The 21,695-nt window shown below is 52.8% G+C and carries 17 protein-coding genes, 2 tRNA genes and 1 pseudogene; 6 read left to right on the forward strand and 14 right to left on the reverse strand.

Annotated elements, in window-relative coordinates; genetic code table 11:
* The first annotated feature begins 94 nt into the window (after positions 1–94).
* Both ABLU78_RS16020 and ABLU78_RS16025 read left to right on the forward strand, forming a co-directional pair.
* Positions 95–170: transfer RNA gene (locus ABLU78_RS16020), tRNA-Ala, on the forward strand.
* A gap of 210 nt (positions 171–380) precedes the next feature.
* Positions 381–2,564: an EAL domain-containing protein gene (locus tag ABLU78_RS16025; RefSeq protein ID WP_015365516.1), complete on the forward strand. Its 2,184-nt coding sequence runs from the start codon at positions 381–383 to the stop codon at positions 2,562–2,564.
* Between the two features lie 55 nt (positions 2,565–2,619).
* On the opposite strand, the gene nupC is transcribed toward ABLU78_RS16025, so the two are convergent.
* Positions 2,620–3,822 (reverse strand): nucleoside permease NupC, encoded by a 1,203-nt coding sequence (gene nupC / locus ABLU78_RS16030; protein ID WP_013878156.1) that lies wholly within the window; start codon positions 3,820–3,822, stop codon positions 2,620–2,622.
* A gap of 345 nt (positions 3,823–4,167) precedes the next feature.
* Here nupC and ABLU78_RS16035 point away from each other — a divergent pair, with 345 nt between their 5' ends.
* Positions 4,168–5,403 carry an Nramp family divalent metal transporter gene (locus tag ABLU78_RS16035; protein WP_348820607.1) on the forward strand — a complete coding sequence of 412 codons (1,236 nt, stop codon included), beginning with the start codon at positions 4,168–4,170 and terminating at the stop codon, positions 5,401–5,403.
* A 39-nt stretch (positions 5,404–5,442) separates the two neighbouring features.
* Here the strand turns inward: ABLU78_RS16035 and ABLU78_RS16040 are convergent, their stop codons facing one another.
* Both ABLU78_RS16040 and mgrA read right to left on the reverse strand, forming a co-directional pair.
* On the reverse strand, positions 5,443–5,799 hold the full coding sequence (locus ABLU78_RS16040; protein WP_013878154.1) for a DUF2502 domain-containing protein: 357 nt from the start codon (positions 5,797–5,799) through the stop codon (positions 5,443–5,445).
* A gap of 127 nt (positions 5,800–5,926) precedes the next feature.
* A complete protein-coding gene (gene mgrA / locus ABLU78_RS16045) occupies positions 5,927–6,919 on the reverse strand; it encodes an L-glyceraldehyde 3-phosphate reductase (protein ID WP_045386230.1) in 993 nt (330 codons plus the stop codon).
* Between the two features lie 176 nt (positions 6,920–7,095).
* Between mgrA and ABLU78_RS16050 the strand changes: the two genes are divergently transcribed.
* The gene (locus tag ABLU78_RS16050) at positions 7,096–8,757 is read left to right on the forward strand and encodes a thiamine pyrophosphate-binding protein (RefSeq protein ID WP_032708844.1); all 1,662 of its coding nucleotides are present in this window, start codon (positions 7,096–7,098) and stop codon (positions 8,755–8,757) included.
* On the opposite strand, the gene ABLU78_RS16055 is transcribed toward ABLU78_RS16050, so the two are convergent.
* The gene (locus ABLU78_RS16055) at positions 8,754–9,989 is read right to left on the reverse strand and encodes an ion channel protein (protein WP_013878151.1); all 1,236 of its coding nucleotides are present in this window, start codon (positions 9,987–9,989) and stop codon (positions 8,754–8,756) included. The genes ABLU78_RS16050 and ABLU78_RS16055 overlap by 4 nt on opposite strands.
* A 264-nt stretch (positions 9,990–10,253) precedes the next feature.
* Between ABLU78_RS16055 and glk the strand changes: the two genes are divergently transcribed.
* Complete coding sequence (gene glk, locus ABLU78_RS16060; protein ID WP_020078214.1) at positions 10,254–11,219, forward strand: glucokinase; 966 nt, start codon at positions 10,254–10,256, stop codon at positions 11,217–11,219.
* A gap of 43 nt (positions 11,220–11,262) precedes the next feature.
* Here the strand turns inward: glk and ABLU78_RS16065 are convergent, their stop codons facing one another.
* Positions 11,263–12,000, reverse strand: coding sequence for a LytTR family DNA-binding domain-containing protein (locus tag ABLU78_RS16065; protein ID WP_048229167.1), 738 nt, complete (start codon positions 11,998–12,000; stop codon positions 11,263–11,265).
* An 11-nt stretch (positions 12,001–12,011) separates the two neighbouring features.
* Positions 12,012–13,709, reverse strand: coding sequence for a sensor histidine kinase (locus ABLU78_RS16070; RefSeq protein ID WP_348820608.1), 1,698 nt, complete (start codon positions 13,707–13,709; stop codon positions 12,012–12,014).
* Between the two features lie 381 nt (positions 13,710–14,090).
* Between ABLU78_RS16070 and alaC the strand changes: the two genes are divergently transcribed.
* A complete protein-coding gene (alaC, locus tag ABLU78_RS16075; RefSeq protein ID WP_013878147.1) occupies positions 14,091–15,329 on the forward strand; it encodes an alanine transaminase in 1,239 nt (412 codons plus the stop codon).
* Positions 15,330–15,373: 44 nt separating this feature from the next.
* On the opposite strand, the gene ypdK is transcribed toward alaC, so the two are convergent.
* The 8 genes and pseudogenes from ypdK to ABLU78_RS16115 form a co-directional block, all read right to left on the reverse strand.
* Positions 15,374–15,445 (reverse strand): membrane protein YpdK, encoded by a 72-nt coding sequence (gene ypdK, locus ABLU78_RS16080; RefSeq protein ID WP_077777854.1) that lies wholly within the window; start codon positions 15,443–15,445, stop codon positions 15,374–15,376.
* 366 nt (positions 15,446–15,811) lie between these two features.
* Entirely contained in the window at positions 15,812–17,008 is a 1,197-nt protein-coding gene (locus ABLU78_RS16085; protein WP_048229165.1) for a cyanate transporter, read from the reverse strand.
* Positions 17,008–17,463, reverse strand: a complete 456-nt coding sequence (locus ABLU78_RS16090; protein ID WP_020078219.1) for a nucleoside deaminase — start codon at positions 17,461–17,463, stop codon at positions 17,008–17,010. Before ABLU78_RS16090 ends, ABLU78_RS16085 begins: the two co-directional genes overlap by 1 nt.
* Before the next feature lie 158 nt (positions 17,464–17,621).
* The gene (locus ABLU78_RS16095) at positions 17,622–18,425 is read right to left on the reverse strand and encodes a MipA/OmpV family protein (RefSeq protein ID WP_226925565.1); all 804 of its coding nucleotides are present in this window, start codon (positions 18,423–18,425) and stop codon (positions 17,622–17,624) included.
* A gap of 222 nt (positions 18,426–18,647) precedes the next feature.
* The gene (locus ABLU78_RS16100) at positions 18,648–19,511 is read right to left on the reverse strand and encodes a hypothetical protein (RefSeq protein ID WP_045386217.1); all 864 of its coding nucleotides are present in this window, start codon (positions 19,509–19,511) and stop codon (positions 18,648–18,650) included.
* Positions 19,512–19,860: 349 nt separating this feature from the next.
* Positions 19,861–20,352: pseudogene (locus ABLU78_RS16105) on the reverse strand (WbuC family cupin fold metalloprotein).
* A 167-nt stretch (positions 20,353–20,519) separates the two neighbouring features.
* Positions 20,520–20,594: transfer RNA gene (locus tag ABLU78_RS16110), tRNA-Arg, on the reverse strand.
* A 74-nt stretch (positions 20,595–20,668) separates the two neighbouring features.
* Complete coding sequence (locus ABLU78_RS16115; protein ID WP_045359556.1) at positions 20,669–21,580, reverse strand: formate/nitrite transporter family protein; 912 nt, start codon at positions 21,578–21,580, stop codon at positions 20,669–20,671.
* Positions 21,581–21,695: the final 115 nt, after the last annotated feature.

The following is a 21,695-nucleotide window of genomic DNA, read 5'->3' on the forward strand; positions in this document are numbered from 1 at the left end:
GCGCTTGCATGGCATGCAAGAGGTCAGCGGTTCGATCCCGCTTAGCTCCACCAAATTCTGCACCCAGCGGATTTGGTTCGTAAAGAGGTCCTGTGGGGCTATAGCTCAGCTGGGAGAGCGCTTGCATGGCATGCAAGAGGTCAGCGGTTCGATCCCGCTTAGCTCCACCAAAATTCGAACCCCCGCTACGGCGGGGGTTTTTGCTTTTTGCGCCGTTAATGTAAATGACGTTAAGCTTACGTCAGCGTGTATCGAGCAAATAAAAACCAACGTAATTTAGGAATTTTTCTCGATTTATTTTCTTGCCTGCCATTATTAACCAACATACTATTTTCTGATTGCTTATAATTTTTTAGCCGCAGAGGTGTTGATTAACAATAATGACTGACATATTTAACATCAAAGTTAAAAAAACTCTGCTGGCGTTAATTGTTTGTTTGATTTTTATTCCGCTATCTCGATTAATTTCTCCGCAAACCCTTATCGACGGAAAACAAATTTATCTGGCATGGCTGCCATTAAGCGTAATGTACGCAACCATTTGTATTTTTGGCCGTTACGCCGTTGCCCCCTTGATTGTTGCGTTTGCAATTACTAATACATTTGTAATAGATCTAACTTATACACAGGCCGCTATCCTGTTATTTTGTCAGTTATTTTCCGTCTTTTTCACCTTCGCTATCATGCGCTCGTTGTCGGGGAAAAAATGGCGTAGCGGAAGGCCTGCCAAGCGCCATATCGGTCGCCGTATCTTCTGGGGCGGCTTCTTTGCCCCCATTCTGCTTAAGCTGACGATGTATCTGGCGGGGCGCTTCTTCGCCTTCCCGCTTGCCGTCTCCAGCTACTTCAGTACCGCGTCGATCATCTATTCCGTTATTGATATCCAGGCGTTGATCTGCGCCGCCTTAATCTTTACTACCGCTTTCTATTACCCGATGAGAATGATGGTTTGCCCACGTTACCGGCGGGTGTTTTGGTTGCGTCATTGTCAACCGTGGCTGGTGAAAAAAAGAAGAGCCTTTACCATATATTGGTTTATGGCATTAATCACAATCATGCTGGTGCTTTGCGCGCCTTTTGATTCAGATTTAATTGCTGGATATCTGGTGCCGATTATTTTTATTCTCTACTTCATCGGTATCGGCCGGCTGGGGCATGAATTAATTCGCATTACCTGGGCTATTTCGGCATTCTTTTTAGTGGCCTATAACAAAAATTTTCTCCAGGGCGTTCAATCGGGGTACTCCTTGTCATTTGTCCTGTCGGTGTTAATTTCATTCACGATTTGTTTGTTTTACATGACGGATATTTATTCGCGTAGCGAGAGAATTAAACAGCGCTGGCGCGATCGGGCTGAAGAAGATCCGTTAACCGGGTTACCCAATCTGCGGGCGCTGGAAGGGCATTTGCGCCAATCGCCTCGGGTTGTTATTAGCAGCCTGCGTATCGAAAACCTGGACTTCCTTAGCCGTCACTACGGCATGATGATGCGTGTAGAGTGCAAACGGCAAATAGCCCGCCGTCTGCAGCCGCTCCTGGATCACCACGATAAAATTTATCAGCTCCCGGGTAGCGAGTTATTGCTGGTGATAGAGGGGCCGGAACCGGCGGCACGGTTAAACCACATCGTCTCGATGCTTAACCACGCTAAATTTAACTGGCATAACCAGGATCTGGATTTAGAGTTTGGCGCGGCGTGGGGTAGTTACAGCGGCATTGAGACCGAATTACACCCCATGCTTGGCCAGCTTAGCTGGTTATCGGAGCAGGCTGGCGCCGTGCAGCGGGTGCTGGCGTTAGATATCGCGCAGGAAGAGGTTTCCGATCAAACGACCGAACAGGTACGGATGCTGACGAAAATAAAACAAGCGCTGAACGAGCGTAGCCTCCTGCTGTATGCGCAGCCGATTCAGAACGCAGAAGGGGAGGGCTATTACGAAATCCTCACCCGTATGCGTTGCGGCGAGACGATTATCACGCCGGATCGTTTTATTCCGCTTATTGCGCAGTTCAACCTCAGCCAGCGTTTCGATATGCTGGTTCTGGAAACGCTGTTCAGCCAGATCGATCACCATCCTGGCCGACGCTTCTCCGTCAATTTGCTGCCGTATACGCTGATGCAAAAGGATAGCGCCGCTCAGATTATCGCACTGTTTAAGCGTTATCGTGTATCGCCTGCGTATATTACGATTGAGATAACCGAGGAGCAGGCGTTCTCGAATGCGGATACCAGTATGCATAATATTCAGCTGCTGAGTGAGTTCGGTTGCGCTATCGCCATTGATGACTTCGGTACCGGTTACGCGAACTATGAGCGTCTGAAGAGCCTGCAGGCGGATATCGTAAAAATTGACGGCTGCTTCGTGCACGAAATCGAGAGCGACCAGCTTGATGCGATTATCGTCAAATCCATAATCGAAATCGCGCGGGCGAAACAGCTTACGGTAGTCGCAGAGTACGTCGAGACAGAGGCGCAAAAGGCGATGCTGTTGGCGCTGGGCGTTGATTATTTACAGGGTTACCTGATTGGCAAACCGCAGCCGTTAAGCGAATTAAAGGCGTAAAAAAGCCGGGCGATAACGCTGCCCGGCTTATTATGCTATTAACGTCAGTTTGGGATTACAGCACCAGCGCAGCGATGGAAGCTGACAACACGCTGACCAGCGTGGAACCGTAAACCAGTTTCAGGCCAAAGCGGGAAACCACGTTACCCTGCTCTTCATTCAGGCCTTTAATTGCCCCGGCGATGATACCGATAGAAGAGAAGTTGGCGAAGGAGACCAGGAAGATAGAGATGATACCTTCAGCACGCGGGGAGAGCGTCGCTGCCACTTTCTGCAGATCCATCATCGCCACGAATTCGTTAGACACCAGTTTGGTCGCCATAATACTGCCCACCTGCAGCGCTTCGCTCGCCGGCACGCCCATCACCCACGCAACCGGATAGAAGATGTAGCCGAGGATCCCCTGGAAGGAGATGCTGTAGCCAAACCAGCCGGTGACGGTCGCGAACAGGGCGTTGAGTGCGGAAATCAGCGCGATAAAGCCGATCAGCATCGCCGCGACGATAATCGCTACTTTAAAGCCTGCCAGAATGTATTCGCCCAGCATTTCGAAGAAGCTTTGACCTTCGTGCAGATTGGACATCTGCAGGTTTTCTTCGCTCTGCTCAACGCGGTACGGGTTAATCAGCGACAGGACGATAAAGGTGCTGAACATATTAAGCACCAGCGCGGCAACCACATACTTCGGCTGCAGCATAGTCATATACGCGCCGACGATAGACATCGAAACGGTAGACATCGCGGTTGCCGCCATGGTGTACATACGGTTGCGCGACATTTTGCCGAGAATATCTTTATAGGCGATGAAGTTTTCCGACTGACCGAGGATCAGCGAGCTGACGGCGTTGAAAGATTCCAGTTTACCCATGCCGTTAACTTTCGACAGCACGGTACCGATAGCGCGGATGACAATCGGCAGAATGCGAATATGCTGTAAAATACCAATCAGCGCGGAAATAAAGACGATTGGGCACAAAACCTTCAGGAAGAAGAAGGCCAGACCTTTATCGTTCATGTTACCGAATACGAAGTTGGTGCCCTCGTTGGCGAAACCGAGAAGTTTCTCGAACATCTCGGAAAAGCCTTTCACAAAACCCAGACCGACATCGGAGTTCAGGAAGAACCAGGCCAGCAAAACTTCAATAACAAGTAATTGAATAACATAACGAATGCGGATCTGCTTACGGTTGTGACTGACCAACAAGGCCAGTATAGCCACCACAACGATCGCGAGGACAAAATGCAAGACGCGGTCCATATTTGCTCCAAATATGAGGCAGGTTAAATTTCCGTGCACATTCTATGCAACAAGCCTAAATAAAACGAGATCGAATCCACACTATTGCAAGGATATGTGACCAATAACAAAAATAGTGATCAATCGTACATTTTTGTTATGTTATGCAAAGGTATTAAAAGTTGCATTAATGTACTAATCTGATGAAAGGCGCGTTGTCCACAGCTTCACGCCCGTTTCGTTATTTGGCCTACTATCGTTCCCTCCTATCAAAGCAATCATTATCACCTTTCTAAATGAACTTGATAATCATTCGCATTTTGATAGCATTAAACATAGCAAAGGCTATATTTCCAGGGGCAGAAAATGACTAGCAGTCGCGTTGAGAATAGCAGCGGTCGCGCAGCGCGCAAGATGAGGCTCGCACTGATGGGGCCCGCGTTCATTGCTGCCATCGGCTACATCGATCCGGGTAACTTCGCCACGAATATCCAGGCAGGCGCCAGCTTTGGCTATCAATTATTATGGGTAGTGGTCTGGGCGAACCTGATGGCGATGCTGATTCAGGTGTTATCGGCCAAGCTCGGTATCGCCACCGGTAAAAACCTCGCGGAACAGATCCGCGATCACTACCCGCGCCCGGTGGTATGGTTTTATTGGGTACAGGCGGAAATTATCGCCATGGCGACCGATCTGGCTGAATTTATCGGTGCGGCCATCGGCTTTAAGCTGCTGCTCGGCATTTCCTTATTGCAGGGGGCAGTGCTGACCGGTGTCGCGACTTTCCTGATCCTGATGTTGCAGCGTCGCGGGCAGAAACCGTTGGAAAAAGTCATTGGCGGGCTACTGCTGTTTGTGGCAACGGCCTATGTGGTTGAGCTTATCTTCTCGCAGCCGGCGTTAGCGCCGCTGACCAAAGGCATGATCATTCCGAGTCTGCCTAATGGTGAGGCGGTATTCCTTGCCGCCGGGGTACTCGGCGCGACGATTATGCCGCATGTTATTTATCTGCACTCGTCGCTGACGCAGAACCTGCACGATGGGTCGCGCAAAGAACGCTATAACGCCACGCGTTGGGATGTGGCGATTGCGATGACCATCGCTGGTTTCGTTAACCTGGCGATGATGGCGACCGCCGCCGCTGCGTTTCACTTCAACGGCCACACCGGCGTGGCCGATCTCGACCAGGCTTATTTAACTCTCGAACCGCTGCTCAGCCATGCCGCCGCGACGGTTTTTGGTCTCAGTCTGGTTGCCGCCGGTCTCTCGTCGACGGTAGTCGGAACGCTTGCCGGGCAGGTCGTGATGCAGGGGTTTATCCGCTTCCATATTCCGCTGTGGTTTCGCCGGACAATCACCATGCTGCCGTCATTTATCGTGATTATGATGGGGCTGGACCCGACGCGTATCCTGGTGATGAGTCAGGTGTTGCTGAGCTTCGGGATTGCGCTGGCACTGGTGCCGCTGCTAATTTTTACCAGCGATGCGCGGTTAATGGGCGATCTGGTTAATAGTCGGTGGGTAAAACGCATCGGTTGGCTGATTGTGGCGATTGTGGTGGCGCTGAACGGCTGGCTGATTATTGGTTCAGCATTAGATTAATACGGCAACAAAAAAGGGAGCTTGCGCTCCCTTTATCAATTAGTGGTGCCCGTGGCCGTGACCACGTCCGCCGCCCGGGCCTCGGCCCCAGCCGCCACGACGATCGTTCCAGCCTTCGCGATAGCCGCGCTCGTAAGCGCGACCGCGATCCCAGCCGCGTTTATCCCAACCGCGATGCCAGCCGTTATCATGGCGATGCCAGCGGTGATCGCGCCATTCATAATGACGACGCCAGTAATCACGGTCGCGCCAGCCGCCACCGTCCCAGTAGTTACCGTAACCGTCACGATCGCCAATTTGTAATTTTACCGATGGCAGCAGGGTGATTTCACCAGCATTAGCGATAACCGGCGCGCATGCCAGCAGTACCGCAGCCAGAATCAGTGACCTGAACATACTCTTCTCCTCACGATCGGGTCTTAAATGACCTGTTAACCAAATATTACGAGCCGGTAAAGAGACGTAGCATCAGGGAACTCTTAAATCGCAAGAAATAGCACTTTTTGCCAAAGTAAAAATGAGTTTACACCGCAAGGATCGCATCAATGGCGGCGCACTCTTCAGCGCTGAACTGACGATTGCTTAACATACCCACGGCATCGTCCAGTTGCGCCGTTTTACTGGCGCCGATCAGCACTGACGTCACTTTATTTTCACGCAGCACCCAGGCCAGGGCCATCTGTGATAGCTTCTGTCCGCGGCGCCCGGCAATTGCGTCAAGCTGGCGGACTTTTTCCAACCGCTCGGCGGTGAGCTGTTCCGGCTGTAAAAAACGGCTATTGCTGGCTGCGCGCGAGTCTGCCGGAATACCGTTTAGATAGCGGTTGGTCAATTGCCCGCCGGCAAGCGGTGAAAACGCTATACTTCCCACGCCTTCGGCCTGCAGCATCGCTAATAATCCTTCTTCCACCCAACGTTCAAACATCGAATATTTGGGTTGGTGAATCAGGCAAGGTGTGCCGAGATCGTTGAGGATAGCGATAGCCTGACGCGCCTGCTCAAGCGGGTAGTTTGATAAACCAACGTAGAGCGCTTTCCCCTGGCGAACCAGATGATCCAGCGCCCGCATGGTCTCCTCCAGCGGCGTCTCCGGATCCGGGCGGTGGTGATAAAAGATATCGACGTACTCAAGGCCCATCCGCTTCAGGCTCTGGTTGAGGCTGGCGACCAGATACTTGCGCGATCCCCAGTCGCCATAAGGGCCGTCCCACATGGTATAGCCCGCTTTACTGGAGATGATGAGTTCGTCGCGGTAGGGCAGAAAATCTTCTTTGAGGATCCGCCCGAAGTTGCTCTCCGCCGATCCCGGCGGTGGGCCGTAATTGTTCGCCAGGTCGAAGTGGGTAATACCAAGGTCGAAGGCATGATGCAGCAACTGGCGGCTGTTCTCTACCTGTGTTTCATCGCCAAAGTTATGCCACAGGCCGAGAGATATCGCCGGTAGCTTCAGGCCGCTGCGCCCGCATCGGCGGTACTCCATGGCCTGATAACGCGTGTTACTTGCCTGGTAAACCATACTTCCTCCGCATCAAAACAGGGTGTGTATACGTTTACACTAATCAATGTTGTATGCGGAGTATATGGGGAAAACGCGTAAATTTTGCTTTCCACCCTCTTTGTTGCTCACAATCTGGACAGTTAAAACGCATATCTAATACTCAGATTACCTGCACAACAACAAGGATTATGGATATGCAACCGACTTACACCATTGGCGATTATCTGCTGGATCGTCTCGTAGATTGTGGTATCGATCGCCTGTTCGGCGTACCTGGTGATTACAACTTACAGTTTCTCGATCACGTGATAGCCCATCAAGATTTGGGATGGGTCGGCTGTGCTAACGAACTGAACGCGGCCTACGCCGCAGACGGCTATGCGCGTATAAAAGGCGCTGGCGCGCTGCTAACCACCTATGGCGTAGGAGAGTTAAGCGCGTTGAATGGGGTGGCCGGTAGTTATGCGGAACATATTCCGGTGCTGCATATTGTGGGCGCGCCTTCTACCGGCGCGCAGCAGCGCGGCGAACTGCTGCACCATACGCTCGGCGACGGCGATTTCACCCATTTCTCGCGGATGAGCGAACAAATCACCTGTACTCAGGCGACGCTAACGGCGGGCAACGCCTGTCATGAAATTGACCGGGTATTAAGCGACATGCTGACCCACCACCGCCCAGGGTATCTGATGCTGCCTGCCGACGTGGCGAAAGCCCGTGCGGTGCCGCCGGCCCGCGCGCTGGTGATTAAGGGCCCGGCGGCCGATGAAAACCAGCTTGCCGGCTTTCGCGAGCACGCGGCCAAATTGTTGCGCAGCAGTCGCCGCGTATCGCTGCTGGCGGATTTTCTCGCTCAGCGTTACGGTCTGCAAAACACACTACAGCAGTGGGTTAAGTCCGCGCCGATAACCCACGCCACCATGCTGATGGGGAAAGGGCTATTTGACGAACAAGGCTCAGGTTTTGCCGGGACCTATAGCGGGATCGCCAGCGCGCCGCAGACTCGCGAGGCGATGGAAAACGCCGATGCCATCATCTGCGTGGGTACGCGCTTTACCGATACGATTACCGCCGGCTTTACCCATCATTTGCCAACGGAGAAAACCATCGAAATCCAGCCGTTCGCCGCGCGGGTTGGCGATCACTGGTTCAGCCGGATCCCGATGGATCAGGCGCTGGCGGCACTCATTGACGTTTCTGGCAAGCTGTCCGCCGAATGGAGCGCGCCAGATATCATCGCGCCCGACGCTTCCGGCGCGCCGCAGGGTAATCTGACGCAGAAAAACTTCTGGAGTACGGTCGAGAAACAGCTGCGGCCGGGCGATATTATTCTTGCCGATCAGGGGACCTCGGCATTCGGCATCGCCTCATTAAAACTTCCCTCCCAGGCGACGCTGCTGGTGCAGCCGCTATGGGGCTCAATCGGCTTTACGCTACCTGCCGCCTACGGCGCACAGACAGCCGCCGCGGACAGAAGGGTGGTATTAATCATTGGCGATGGCGCCGCCCAGCTCACTATCCAGGAGATGAGCTCAATGCTGCGCGATAAGCAAAAGCTGTTGATTTTGCTGTTGAATAATGAGGGCTACACCGTCGAGCGCGCGATTCACGGGCCGGAACAGCGCTACAACGATATCGCATTGTGGGACTGGAGCCGCTTCCCCGATGCTTTTGCGCCGGATACGCCTTCCCGCTGTTGGCGGGTAACGCAAACCGGCGAATTGGCGGAGGCGATGGCCGATAGCGTTAATTCCGATAAGTTAACGATGGTCGAAGTCATGCTGCCGAAAATGGATATTCCTGATTTCTTACGCGCGGTCACCCAGGCGCTGGAAAATCGCAACAACCGCGGCTAATCGCCGCGGCGTTTGGCAATCATCAACGGCTTCCCGGCCAGCAGTAGCCAGGCCGGGAGCATCACGATACAAAGCAGCGGCAACAGGGTGGTGTCAGGCACCACTACTGACGCCATAAACAGACTCAGCCAGCCGTCGCGGGTAACGACCAGCACCAGGCCGAGGATCGCGCAGGAGATGGTAATGGCGGCCGGTACCGCTTCAACGTGAGCATGCAGCATTAGCCCCAACGAGACGCCGACAAACACCGCCGGGAAAATACGCCCGCCGCGGAAACCGCATGCGGACGCCAGCACCAGCGCCGCCAATTTCACCACGGCAATGAGCAGAAAATCGCCGGCGCCAAGCGTCTGGCTGGAGGCCAGTTGCTGCATTTCGTCCAGACCTTTAAATAGCGTAATATGTCCGCCGATAACGCCCAGGATCCCCAGTAAAAAACCACCGATTCCCAGCATTAACACCGGGTTTTTCAGCCGGTGGATGAGCGCGTGCAGACGCGGCAGACACCACACGGCGACCATGCCGACGGCGATGGCGATAAGCGTGACAATCGCGCCGCTGATGATATCGACGATGCGCAGGTGCGGATAGTGCGGGATTGGCAGGGTGAAATTGGGATGGAAAAAAATACCGGTCGTCAATGCGCCTGCCGCCGCCGCCAGCAGCGGGGCGAACAGCCGGTCCCATAACGGAACGTCGCTGCTGCTATTGAGCGTTTGCGAAAAAATAAGCGCCGCGGCAACCGGCGTGCCGAACAGCGCGCCGATGGTTCCCGACGCGGCGAGAATTGTCCAGTCCAGCGAACTTACCCGTGGAAACAGGCGCGAACCGAGGGCGACGGCAAGCGCGATATTGACGACCATGATCGGATGTTCCGGCCCGAGACTGACACCGCCCGCGAGGCCGAGAATCAATGCCGCCAGTAACCCCGGTAGCGCGTTGGTGGCGATGGGCGCGCCGATCAAGGATTCGGTTGCCGGATCCGGCCCCCCATGACCGGGGCTGAAACGGACTACCAGCCCCACGGCAATCCCGGTGAGAGTGAGGATGGCAATTATCCACAGCGGGCTATCGGCGGCAATGCCGACATGCGCCGGCAGGTCGCTCCACAAGATGCTCTGCAGAATCGCGGCGATCTTCATCGCCACAATCAATACCAGGCTGGAAGCGATACCAATAAGAATGGCGGGTATCGATAACAACAGCATCGTTCTGGCGCGCGGGTGCAACATGAAGGGTTCCTTTTAAATGTCCTGAAGCGCTACTTTGCCTGTCTCTGTAAAGAGCTTCGGCGCAAATGGTGCTGAAACGATAAACTTAAGGCCAAACCTGACGTTGCGTGTAGGTCATAAGATGCCGTGTTACATAGATTACAGGCTAAATGTGACCAATGTCGCTAAACTACCGGCGGCTGTACGTTGGGCGTTGTTGTTATGTCGCCATGAATTTACAGTGTGCGAAAAGAATTATTTTGACTTTAGCGGAGCCGTAACGGAATGACAAAATTTGCTTTAGTAGGAGACGTCGGCGGAACTAACGCCCGTCTGGCGTTATGTGATATCGCAAGCGGGGAGATTTCCCGCGCTAAAACTTATTCCGGGCTCGATTATCCAAGCCTTGAGGCCGTTGTACGCGTCTATCTCGACGAACAAGCCGTGAAGGTCGATGATGGCTGCATCGCCATTGCGTGCCCCATCACCGGCGACTGGGTAGCGATGACCAACCATACCTGGGCTTTTTCTATTGCCGAGATGAAAAAGAACCTCGGATTCGCGCATCTGGAAATCATTAATGATTTTACCGCGGTGTCGATGGCGATCCCAATGCTCAAAGACGAGCATCTGATCCAGTTCGGCGGCGCGCAACCGGCGGAAGGTAAACCGATCGCAGTCTACGGCGCAGGTACCGGTCTTGGCGTAGCGCACCTGGTACACGTTGATAAACGCTGGGTGAGCCTGCCTGGCGAGGGCGGCCACGTTGATTTCGCGCCTAACAGCGAAGAAGAGGGCATTATTCTCGAGGAGCTACGCAACGAGTTAGGCCACGTGTCCGCCGAACGCGTTCTGTCCGGCCCGGGATTAGTTAATCTGTATCGGGCGATTGTTAAATCCGATGGCCGTTTGCCTGAAAACCTGCAGCCGAAGGACGTTACTGAACGCGCGCTGGCGGATACCTGCATTGATTGTCGCCGCGCGCTGTCGCTATTCTGCGTCATTATGGGGCGCTTTGGCGGTAACCTGGCGCTGACCCTCGGCACATTCGGCGGCGTGTACATCGCGGGCGGTATTGTCCCGCGTTTCCTTGAGTTCTTTAAGGCGTCGGGTTTCCGCGGCGGGTTTGAAGATAAAGGGCGCTTTAAAGCCTACGTGCAGGATATTCCGGTTTATCTCATTGTCCATGATAACCCAGGCCTACTGGGCTCCGGCGCGCATTTGCGCCAGACGCTGGGGCATATCCTATAAACCACTCTCAGCCGGGCGGCGGTGTCTGCCGTCGCCCATCTCATTACAGATTCATCAACTGGCGAAACTCTTTCACCTTACTGCGGCTGACCGGCACCTGAAACTCAAGGTCGCGTAGCCGTAGGACGTAGGTGTTGTTGAACCATGGCTCTATTTCGCGAATTTTATTCAGATTGACGCAGTACGAGCGGTGGCAGCGAAAGAAGTGCGCAGCCGGCAGTTTGCTGCAGAATTCAGTGATGTTCATCGGCATGACGAATGATTCACGGCGCGTATAAACGAAGGTCATTTTTTCATGCGCTTCCGCGTAATAAATATCGTGAATGCTGGTGACGATGATCCGCTCGTCTTTAATCAGATTAATGGTGTCGTTTTCGCGGGGTGGGTTGTGCGCGGGCGCGCCGCTCACCGCCACCTGCTGCTGCCAGGCGCTGGACAGCTTCTGTAGCATGTTAATAATCCGCGATTCCTGATAAGGCTTAAGGATGTAGTCAAACGCTTCCAGTTCAAAGGCTTCCACCGCATGTTCTTTCCACGCGGTGATAAAAACGATAAATGGCTTATGCGCGAACTGGCTAATATTTTGCGCCAGCAGTACGCCGTCCAGAGAGGGAATATTGATGTCGAGAAAGATGGCATCGACTTTATTGTGCTGCAGGAATTTCAGCACATCGAGACCGTCGTCAAAGGTGCCGACGATCTCCATCTGGCTGTGAGTATTAATCAACCAGGTGAGTTCCTGCTGCGCCGGGAACTCATCTTCCACAATAATAACTTTCATGTTTTCTCCGCTCATGGCAACAGCGACACCGGTTCACTCGCCGGGGCGTGCTGGTTGGGGACGTAGAACGCAATCTCCGTTCCCGGCGTCAAGCGGCGGATATGCAGCCCTTCGCCGTAGAGCAGTTTCACCCGATGATGAACATTCAACAGACCAATTTTATTGCCCGGCATCTCGTCGGCTTCGACGCGGGCTACCACCGCCGGGTCAATACCGTTACCGGTATCCCGTACGCTAATGCGCACCCGGTTTCCGCATTCGTTGATGGCGATGGTCACCACGCCCTTACCCCGACAGGGTTGAATACCGTGGACGATGGCGTTTTCAACCAGCGGCTGAATGAGCAGGCTGGGGATGGCGCAGCTGACGTCCTCGTCAATATCATAAATCACCGTCAGCTTGTCGCCGAATCGCGCCTGCTCGATCGCAATATAATCCTTAATTTGGTACAGCTCGCGCTTGATGTCGATCTGCTCGTCATCTTTTAACTCAATGTTATAGCGTAAATAGCGCGACAAATTGAAAATCAACTGTCGTGCGGTATCCGGATTCATGCGGATGGAAGAGGAGATGGCGTTAAGCGCATTAAACAGAAAATGGGGATTAATTTTACTCTGCAGGGCGCGTAGTTCCGCTTTATTGGCCATTTCTCGTAGTTGTTCGGCCCGCGAGACTTCAAGCTGAGTGGAGATAATTTGCGACAGGCCGATCGCCATCTCCTGCAGCGAGGAGGTAATACGATGCGCATGGCAGTAGTAAATTTTCAACGTGCCGGTCACCACACCTTTCTCACGTAGCGGAATGACCAGCATGGAGTGGATCTCCGGCGTTCTGTAGGCTTCATCGTTGTTTTTAATGATGATGGTGTCGCTTTCAATGGCTTGACGAGTGGTTGGGCTGATATCGTTGTTGCGATCGTTATAGTTATTTTCCCCGTAACCAACATAGGCCAGCACCCGGTCAGTGGTGGTAATCGCGACCGCATCGGCATTGATGTCCCGGCGAATAATATCGCAAACCTGACGCAGCGATTCGCTGTTAACGTGGCGGAACAGCGGCAGCGTTTTGTTGGCGATATCCAACGCCAGTTTTGCCTGGCGCGCCGCGCTGGCTTCTTTCTCGCCTTCCACGCTTTGGACCAGCAGCACAATAAAACCGATGCAGATGCTGCCAAGGATCATCGGAATACCGATTTTGGAGACAATATCGATCCCCAGCGCCAGCGTCGGCGCCCACAGCACCACGAGGATCATGGTTAGCGTTTCGCACAGCATCCCGGCCAGAATCCCCACCTTCCAGCGCTGGGCTTTCGGAATTTTGCGATTAATAAGCCCGGAAAGTAGCCCGGCGACAATGCTGGTGATAAAGCAGGGGATGGCCGTTACGCCATCAATATCAATGAGATAGCGGTGTACCCCGGCAATCACGCCGACAATCGCGCCGACCCACGGCCCAAACAGGATCCCGCCGGACATCACCGCGATAATCCGTACGTTGACCAGCGAACCCTCTACCGGAACGCCGGACCAGGTGCTGAACAGCGCAAACATGGAGAAAATGGCGGTGACCGCCAGCAGCTCGCGAGGCGTATGCGCCGATTTATGCAGCAGTTCGCGGAACAGGCGTAAGCGGATAAGAAAAAAGAGGCAAATGAGCATTAATGCCGCGCGGTCAAAAACCGCCAGCAGCATATTAAATATATCGTGCATGGATGCGCCCAGGATTCGCGGGAAAGCAATATGATAGAAAACCTCACGCCAGAAGGCTAGCAGCAGAGATAAATGGGGAACAGGCTTAAAAATTAAAGGGGATAAGTCGCTCACTCCAGCTATCAGGCCGTTTATGAGTAACGATGATACATTTGAGTATTATAAATGATATCAATATGTTGATTGTTTATTTACGTTACATTCGTTTTGGGAACACGTTCTGCCGCATACTGAGGCGTGATGACCCGTTTTACGCGTGGGCGATTATTTTTTATCAACCCTCTCGACAGCGTGTTTTTTTTCAGGTTATTTTCTAAACGTGCCACATCGGTGGCCGCGTCGCTCGGACGGTCCGGGCGCTAACGTTAATCTGAGGAATCTATGGCTGAATTCAGTCCTGAACGCCGTTTTACGCGTATCGATCGTCTCCCTCCGTATGTTTTTAACATCACTGCCGAACTGAAAATGGCTGCGCGTCGGCGCGGCGAAGATATTATCGATTTCAGTATGGGCAACCCGGATGGCGCCACGCCGCCGCATATTGTTGAAAAACTGTGTACCGTTGCCCAGCGTCCGGATACCCACGGTTACTCTACTTCTCGCGGTATTCCTCGTCTGCGCCGCGCGATTTCACGTTGGTATCAGGAACGTTATGACGTCGATATCGACCCGGAATCAGAAGCCATCGTGACGATTGGTTCGAAAGAGGGGCTGGCGCATCTGATGCTGGCGACGCTCGATCATGGCGATACGGTGCTGGTGCCAAACCCCAGCTATCCGATTCATATTTACGGCGCGGTTATCGCCGGGGCGCAGGTTCGTTCCGTCCCGCTGGTGGAAGGCGTAGATTTCTTCAATGAACTGGAACGCGCGATCCGCGAGAGTTATCCGAAGCCAAAAATGATGATTCTGGGCTTCCCCTCGAACCCTACCGCGCAGTGCGTCGAGCTCGATTTCTTTGAGAAGGTGGTGGCGCTGGCGAAACGCTATGACGTGCTGGTGGTGCACGATCTGGCCTACGCTGATATCGTCTATGATGGCTGGAAAGCGCCGTCGATTATGCAGGTGCCCGGCGCGCGCGATGTGGCGGTCGAATTCTTCACCCTGTCAAAAAGCTACAACATGGCCGGCTGGCGTATCGGCTTTATGGTGGGGAATAAAACGCTGGTTAACGCGTTGGCCCGCATCAAAAGTTATCATGACTACGGGACCTTTACACCGCTGCAGGTGGCGGCGATTGCCGCGCTGGAAGGCGATCAGCAATGCGTGCGCGATATTGCGGAACAATATAAACGTCGTCGTGATGTGCTGGTGAAAGGGCTGCATGAGGCAGGCTGGATGGTTGAGTGCCCGAAAGCGTCGATGTACGTGTGGGCCAAAATTCCGCAGCCATATGCGGCAATGGGATCGCTGGAATTCGCCAAAAAGCTGCTGCAGGAGGCCAAAGTGTGCGTCTCGCCGGGAATCGGTTTTGGCGACTATGGCGATACTCATGTGCGTTTCGCGTTGATCGAAAACCGCGATCGTATCCGTCAGGCTATTCGCGGCATCAAATCCATGTTCCGTGCCGATGGACTGCTACCGGCGGCCAGTAAAACGGTGACTGAACACCACGAATAAAAAATGGGAGCCGCCTGGCTCCCATTTCTTTGCTGCATAGCAGGTTAAATCATCAGGGCGAAAGTACCGGCCCAAACGATGACCATAAAAGAAATTCCCATCAAAAAGTATTTCACGACATGTCACTCCGCATTTCGGCGAAACGCCTAAATGAATTTAACTTTAACCGTTGTGGGACTGTCGCAGATAAAACCAGACTATTCTGGCGGCTGCGGCAGTCCGAAATTCTGTGCGCTATTTGCTCCAGATGGCGCTAATGTACGCTTAAAAAAAGGTGGAAACAAGATTCATTTTTTTATTAATTTTTAGTTACTTACGACTGTCGTGAATAGGCGACACATTAATTTCATTCGGTAATAAATTCAATTACGGCGACGGTGATTTTAAGCAATACCCGGACATTTCGTAGTTATTTGATTTTGGGATTTTTTCTATTGGCGGGGAGGTGCAGAAATCATCTTCTGCACCCTGGAGCGATGAGGTTAGCGGGCGGTTGTCGTCGGCGCGCGCCACTGATGCGGATAACGTGCGGGCACAAAGCGTAAGGTAAGCGCCATTAAGATGAACACGCAGATGGCGTGGAATTCCCAGTCCAGCTGGTAGTTTCCGCTCAGGCTGCGCAGCAGCCCCGAAAGCCATGGCGATAACCCGGCGATAATAAAACCGATGCCCTGCATAAACGCCACCAGCCGAGCGGCGACGGCTGGCTGCGGCGAATGGTCCAGCGCCAGCACCAGACAAAGCGGAAATGCGCCGCCTAGTCCTACGCCGCAACTCACTGCCCACAGCAGAGGCCACTGTTGTGGCCACCAGATGAAACCGGAGAACCCGAACAACTGCAGCGCCAATGCCAGCATCAGCAGCTTACGACGATCTTCGTGGCGAGCGAGCATCGGCAGCGCCAGCGCGCCAGCGGTTTGGCCGACGGTCATCAATGCCAGAAGCGTGCCGCTAAACTGGGCGCTGTGGCCAAGCTGCATATAATAGGGTGGTAACCAGGCAATCAGGCTGGCGTAGCCGCCATTGATCAGACCGAAATAAAGGCCAAGCGTCCAGGCGCGGTGGTGGCGAAAGACCGCCGGCGCGACTTGCGCCGATGCGGCAACCGGCGCGGCGGGTAACATTTTGCAGAGCGGCAACCAGCCAATGAGCGCAGCCAGGGCCGGTAGCGTCCACCACGCCAGGGCGTGGTGCCAGAGCGCGCTATGCTGCGCAAGCCAGGGGGTGATCGCGGCGCCAAGGCCGCCCCCGCCCATCAGCGCCGCCGACCATAACCCCATCACCTGCGGCGTGCGGTGATGAAAGAGACGCTTAATGACGCTGGGTATAATTGCCTGAATCACGCCGATGCCAATCCCACCGAGCAGCGCGCTGCTAAGCAGCAGGCCGCTTTGCGGCGCCAGCTCACGCAGGAGCGCGCCAATGCCTATTGCCAGCAGACTTAACGCGATACTGCGGTTTTCGCTAACGTGGCGGTTAATCCAGCCTCCGGCTAGCGCTAGCACCCCCATCGCGATGACCGGAAGGGCGGTCAGTAGTGAAACCAGAGTAAAGCTCATGCCGGTTGCGTGTTGCAGTTGCGGCAGTAATGGACCTATCGAGGTCAGTAGTGGGCGCATATTAATGCCGATCAGTACCAGCACAAATAGCGTCAGCGTTTTGCGTTGTGTCTGGCTCATTACGCTTTATCCGCCCAGCGCTGATACAAGGCCAGCCCTTCGGGTTGTGGGCAATGGTGAATGGGGAGTGATTGGTTTTCCAATGGCTGCTGCAATTGCTGGTAGATAGCGGCGGTAGAGAGATTGAAGCGCTCGCCATCCTGATTGCTGTTGGCGAAATAGACTTCGCGCACGCCGGTTAAATACATCGCGCTCAGACACATCGGGCAGGGTTGCCCGCTGGCGTAAACCACGCATTCGCGCAATACCTGATTGCCCAGACGTAGAGAAACGTCGCGGATGGCGTTGAGTTCAGCGTGCGCGGTAGGATCGCCGCTCTGGTGCAAGGTATTCACCGCTTCGGCAATGACTTCGCCGTGGCGTACGATGACGGCGCCGAACGGGCGGCCGCCGTTTTCAACATTAGCGGCGGCAAGCGTAATGGCGCGCTGAAGATGGTTATCATGAGTAGGCATGAGCGGCTCCTGTAAAAGTCGGGTAGAAGAACTTAATCGGCGGCAGGCTGGAGATTGAATCCTGCGACAGGGTAGCGAGCTTACGCCATAAGCTAAAAGACTTATTTATAATTGAGTTAATCAGATTAACTTATGGATTGAGGAAATGCCCTGATGTTCTACCAGGTATATCCGACGCCGAGGATGCCATACAGTTCGCCGCTGTGCTGGACAATGGGACTATTGGCAATATCATCATCATAGCGTTCGTAGTTTGCCGCTATCATTCCGACCCAGTGGGGGCTGAAGCGGTAGCTGGTAATGATGGCGACCATTGGTGATACCGTCGTGCCGGTATCCCATTGGGGACGCTCGGGCGTCGCCTCGCTTGCTGATATGCCGCCAAAATAGTAGTTCGCCATATTATGACTACGTACCATCAGGCCCATCCCCGGCATCACCAGCAGATTATCTTTGATGATTGGAAAATCAGCCCATAGCAGCAGCTCCTGGCCGTTGCTGCGGCCGCTGATATCTGAACTGATGCGCGCGCTTATCAGCGCGTATGGTGTGATCCATGTGGCGCCAATTCCGCCTTCCAGTTCGCCTTTACGTTCGTTCATCCCCCTAAAAGCCGTATCGTCGTCGGGATCTAAATTACCGAAACGCCAGCGTCCGTAGCCGTATAGCGCGATATTGTCATCAAGATGAAAATAGTAGCGGGCGCGGTCGCCCAGATACATTAACTGGTCGCCAAAATATAATCCGCCGGGAATAAAGTGGGTTTCGTTGTCCTGCTTTTGGTAGCGCGCGGTACCGCTAATCGCGGCGCCGCCGAGAACCCAACCTTTCGGCACCGGGCTATTCGGGTTATCAGCAGAAAAAATGTCGATTGAGCCGAGGTCGACCTCAGCGCGAGTGGAACCACAATACAAAGCAAGGGTACCGAGAACGACTACAGGGCATCGGGATAGTTTCAGCATGAGCTCATAGTTGGCGTGAAATGATGAAGTGAATGTGAATCGTCTGTGATAAACACCAGAAGATATATAGACGATAGAGCACGTGTTGGGGAATTTTTTTTGTTTTTTATCGTACTTTTTTTGCTTTGCTTTTGATCGAGAAAGTAAAGTGTGGCGGTATCGGTACTATCACTATGGATAATGGCGGATTATTCGTGTGAATAATCCGCACAAAAGTGAGTATTATGAACTGAGAATCAGTTCAGAGAGTGAAGCCATCGAATGATTTTCGTTGGTGACGATGCCTTCTTTTTTTAACTTTTCCATAATGGATTTAAAGGCGAGCTGTTTACTGCTTTCTGTCGCATTCAGTAAATCGCGATTAAAAGCCGGGTTGGATTGAATAATATAATTAATGAATTCGAGTAATAGCTTATTTTGTGGCGGTGTTGATGGCTCATTAATGGTTTTTTCATTATATGAATTCATCGCGGCTTCAGAATACTCTAGCGGACGACTGCTGATGGTGTGCTCGTAAATTTTCTCAATTTCTTTGCTGGTAATATACAGCTTGCTGAGCTCAATCGTCGGCTTATCATCATTATCAGGAATGAAATTGCAGTAGATGACGTTTTTAGCCGGGGAGATAATGCTCAGCGTATCTTCTTGCTGAATGTTATCCGGATTCTCCAGCACATCCATTAAATTTCTTGAATGAGTGTGCCATAAACCCGAAACAGAAACGTTGAGTTTAATTTTGGCGATGGCGCTGTCGTGATCGGCATCAATGACCGACACATTTTCATTCAGGGTGATGATGTTGTTTATTTTAGAGTGCTGAGACCAGGGCTTGTTGGCTTTGGTAATGTCATCAAAACCGCCGTAGCCGTATGATGAGTCGCCAACCCCCTGATTCCGGGTCAGGGCGCTATTGAGCGTGCCGCGATTCTTTTTCAGTTTCAGGCACAGGCTGATAGCGCCGATATCGTGCCAGTGAAGTAAATCTTCCAGTTCGCACTGCAGGAGTTTTTGCGCACGAGCGATAGAGCAATACTCCAGTGGTGGGAGATTGTTCAACTTCCAAATGTTTCTTTCTATCTTATTCATGGCGATAATTATATGTAAATGTTTTTAATAATCTGCGTTCCTGATGAACAGAGCGCCAGCGTTGTTGTTCGACTACACTATCCTTTCCATAAAAAATTATTCAGCAGTGAAATATAAATCCACAATGAAGAATTTTTATGTGACAGATGGCGGCAGTTAAAACACCTACCATAATCGATTATAATATCTTTTTCTTAATAAGGTATAGAATATTGCTTAATTAACGATAAAAATGGGGTAAACCATGGTGCTTTATTCTGGTGATGGATATACTCTATATTAATTATAGATGATATAAATAAAAAAGACGCCGCAGCGCCTTTTTTGCAGTAATCATCGCAGGCTCAAATTAGCGAGCACTCTTCTGAAGAGTAAAACCGCCATCCCCCACCTGGGCCGTGGCATACCACGCCATTAATTCCTCGGTGCCTGGCGCGCCTTCGGCTGGCGCCCATGGCGCGGAATCCTGTTCGGCTACCGGCTGATAGCCTCCGTGCTTGACTTCAAAGATGATACCGCCGCAATCGAGCGACAGTACCGCATGTCAGGTGCCCGCCGCCATTTCCAGCGCCGCGCACTCTTCGCCTAGTACTACACGCTGGGTCACGGTCCCTTGCTCATCGAAGTTCAGCACCACAAAACGGCCGCTTAACGGCAGCAGCAGCTCAAAAGTATGAGGATGACGGTGAGGGCGAATGTAGGTTCCCGGCTCCATGGCAATGGCCAGACGCTGTACCGGATCGCTTAATTCCGGATGAAAATTACGATGTGCCCGTAGACGGGGAGCGGCCGCCGCGGCTGCGCTCTGCTGCTGCATATCACTGATGGTGATTTGTTTCATCTAAACCGCCTGCTTGAAAAACTGATAAACGAAGGCTTTCGCCGCTATCTACGACTAACGATCGGGCCTTTTACTGGATTACTTACAGATAAAGCTTAGCTAAAGTAGATGGTTTATTGCTGATTATAAAGGGGTTATTGAATCCGGTAGACGTCAGGAGAGGCGCATGGTGTCCCCTGCAGGAATCGAACCTGCAACTAGCCCTTAGGAGGGGCTCGTTATATCCATTTAACTAAGGGGACAAGGCGGCGGGATTATAGCGTTTTTTCCGCCGCCCGTTAAGCGCATTGCGATTAATTGCTTAATTTGCAGCCGTTTAGCCCTTTTTATCTGCTTCGGCCTTCGCTTTGGCTTTCTGTTCCTGGGTCATGTCGTTGCGAATCTGGGCGTGGCTTAGCAGGGCGAAGATAAAGGTGCCGCCGCAGATGTTGCCGGCGAGGGTCGGCAGCGCGAAGGGCCAGATGAACTCCTGCCAGGGCAGGGCGCCGCTGAAAATCAGATAGAAAATCTCCACACTGCCGACGACGATATGCGTGGTGTCAGCCAGCGCAATCAGCCAGGTCATCAGGATGATGACGATGACTTTCGCCGAGCCGGCGGCCGGGAACATCCAGACCATTGTCGCCACCAGCCAGCCGGAAATAATCGCGTTGGCGAACATCTCGCCAGGCGTATTCTCCATGACTTTCTGGCTGATGCTTTGAAACGCCTCACGCGTGGCGTCATCGAAAATCGGCATGATATTAAACGCCCAGGCGGCGATAGCCCCACCCAATAAATTACCTAATAACACCACGCCCCACAGGCGCAGCAATAAAGCAATATTACCGGCGCTGGGTTTATGCATAATCGGCAGCACGGCGGTGACGGTATTTTCCGTAAACAGCTGCTGGCGGGCGAGAATGACAATAATAAAGCCGAAGGTGTATCCCAAATTCTCCAGCAGATAACCGCCTGGCAGGGCGCCAAGGTGAACATGAAAAATCCCCTTGGCTACCAGCGAGGCGCTAATCGACAAACCGGCGGCAATTGCTGACCATAGTAGCGCCATGGCGTCGCGCTCGAGCTCCTTTTCACCCTCCTGGCGAATCACCTCATGGGTAGCCATTGCCTGCGAAGGTAGACGCTCTTCATCCACTTCTATTTTCTCGCCATGCTGTTTCTCTTCGCTTTCAACTTCTCGTTCATCGCTATCATGCATACTGGTGGGGGTATTTTGTCGGGTCATGGCTGCTCTCCCTTTGTATTTGTTACTAAGCGTAGAGAGAAATCAGCGCGGCGGCACAGGATATGCTCCTAAATTCAGCGCAATGGCAAGAATAGCAATACGAATATTGCAAAAT

The sequence above is a fragment of the Klebsiella sp. JN_Kp122 genome, from assembly GCF_040062085.1.
In the GTDB taxonomy this organism is placed as follows: Bacteria; Pseudomonadota; Gammaproteobacteria; order Enterobacterales; family Enterobacteriaceae; genus Klebsiella; species Klebsiella aerogenes.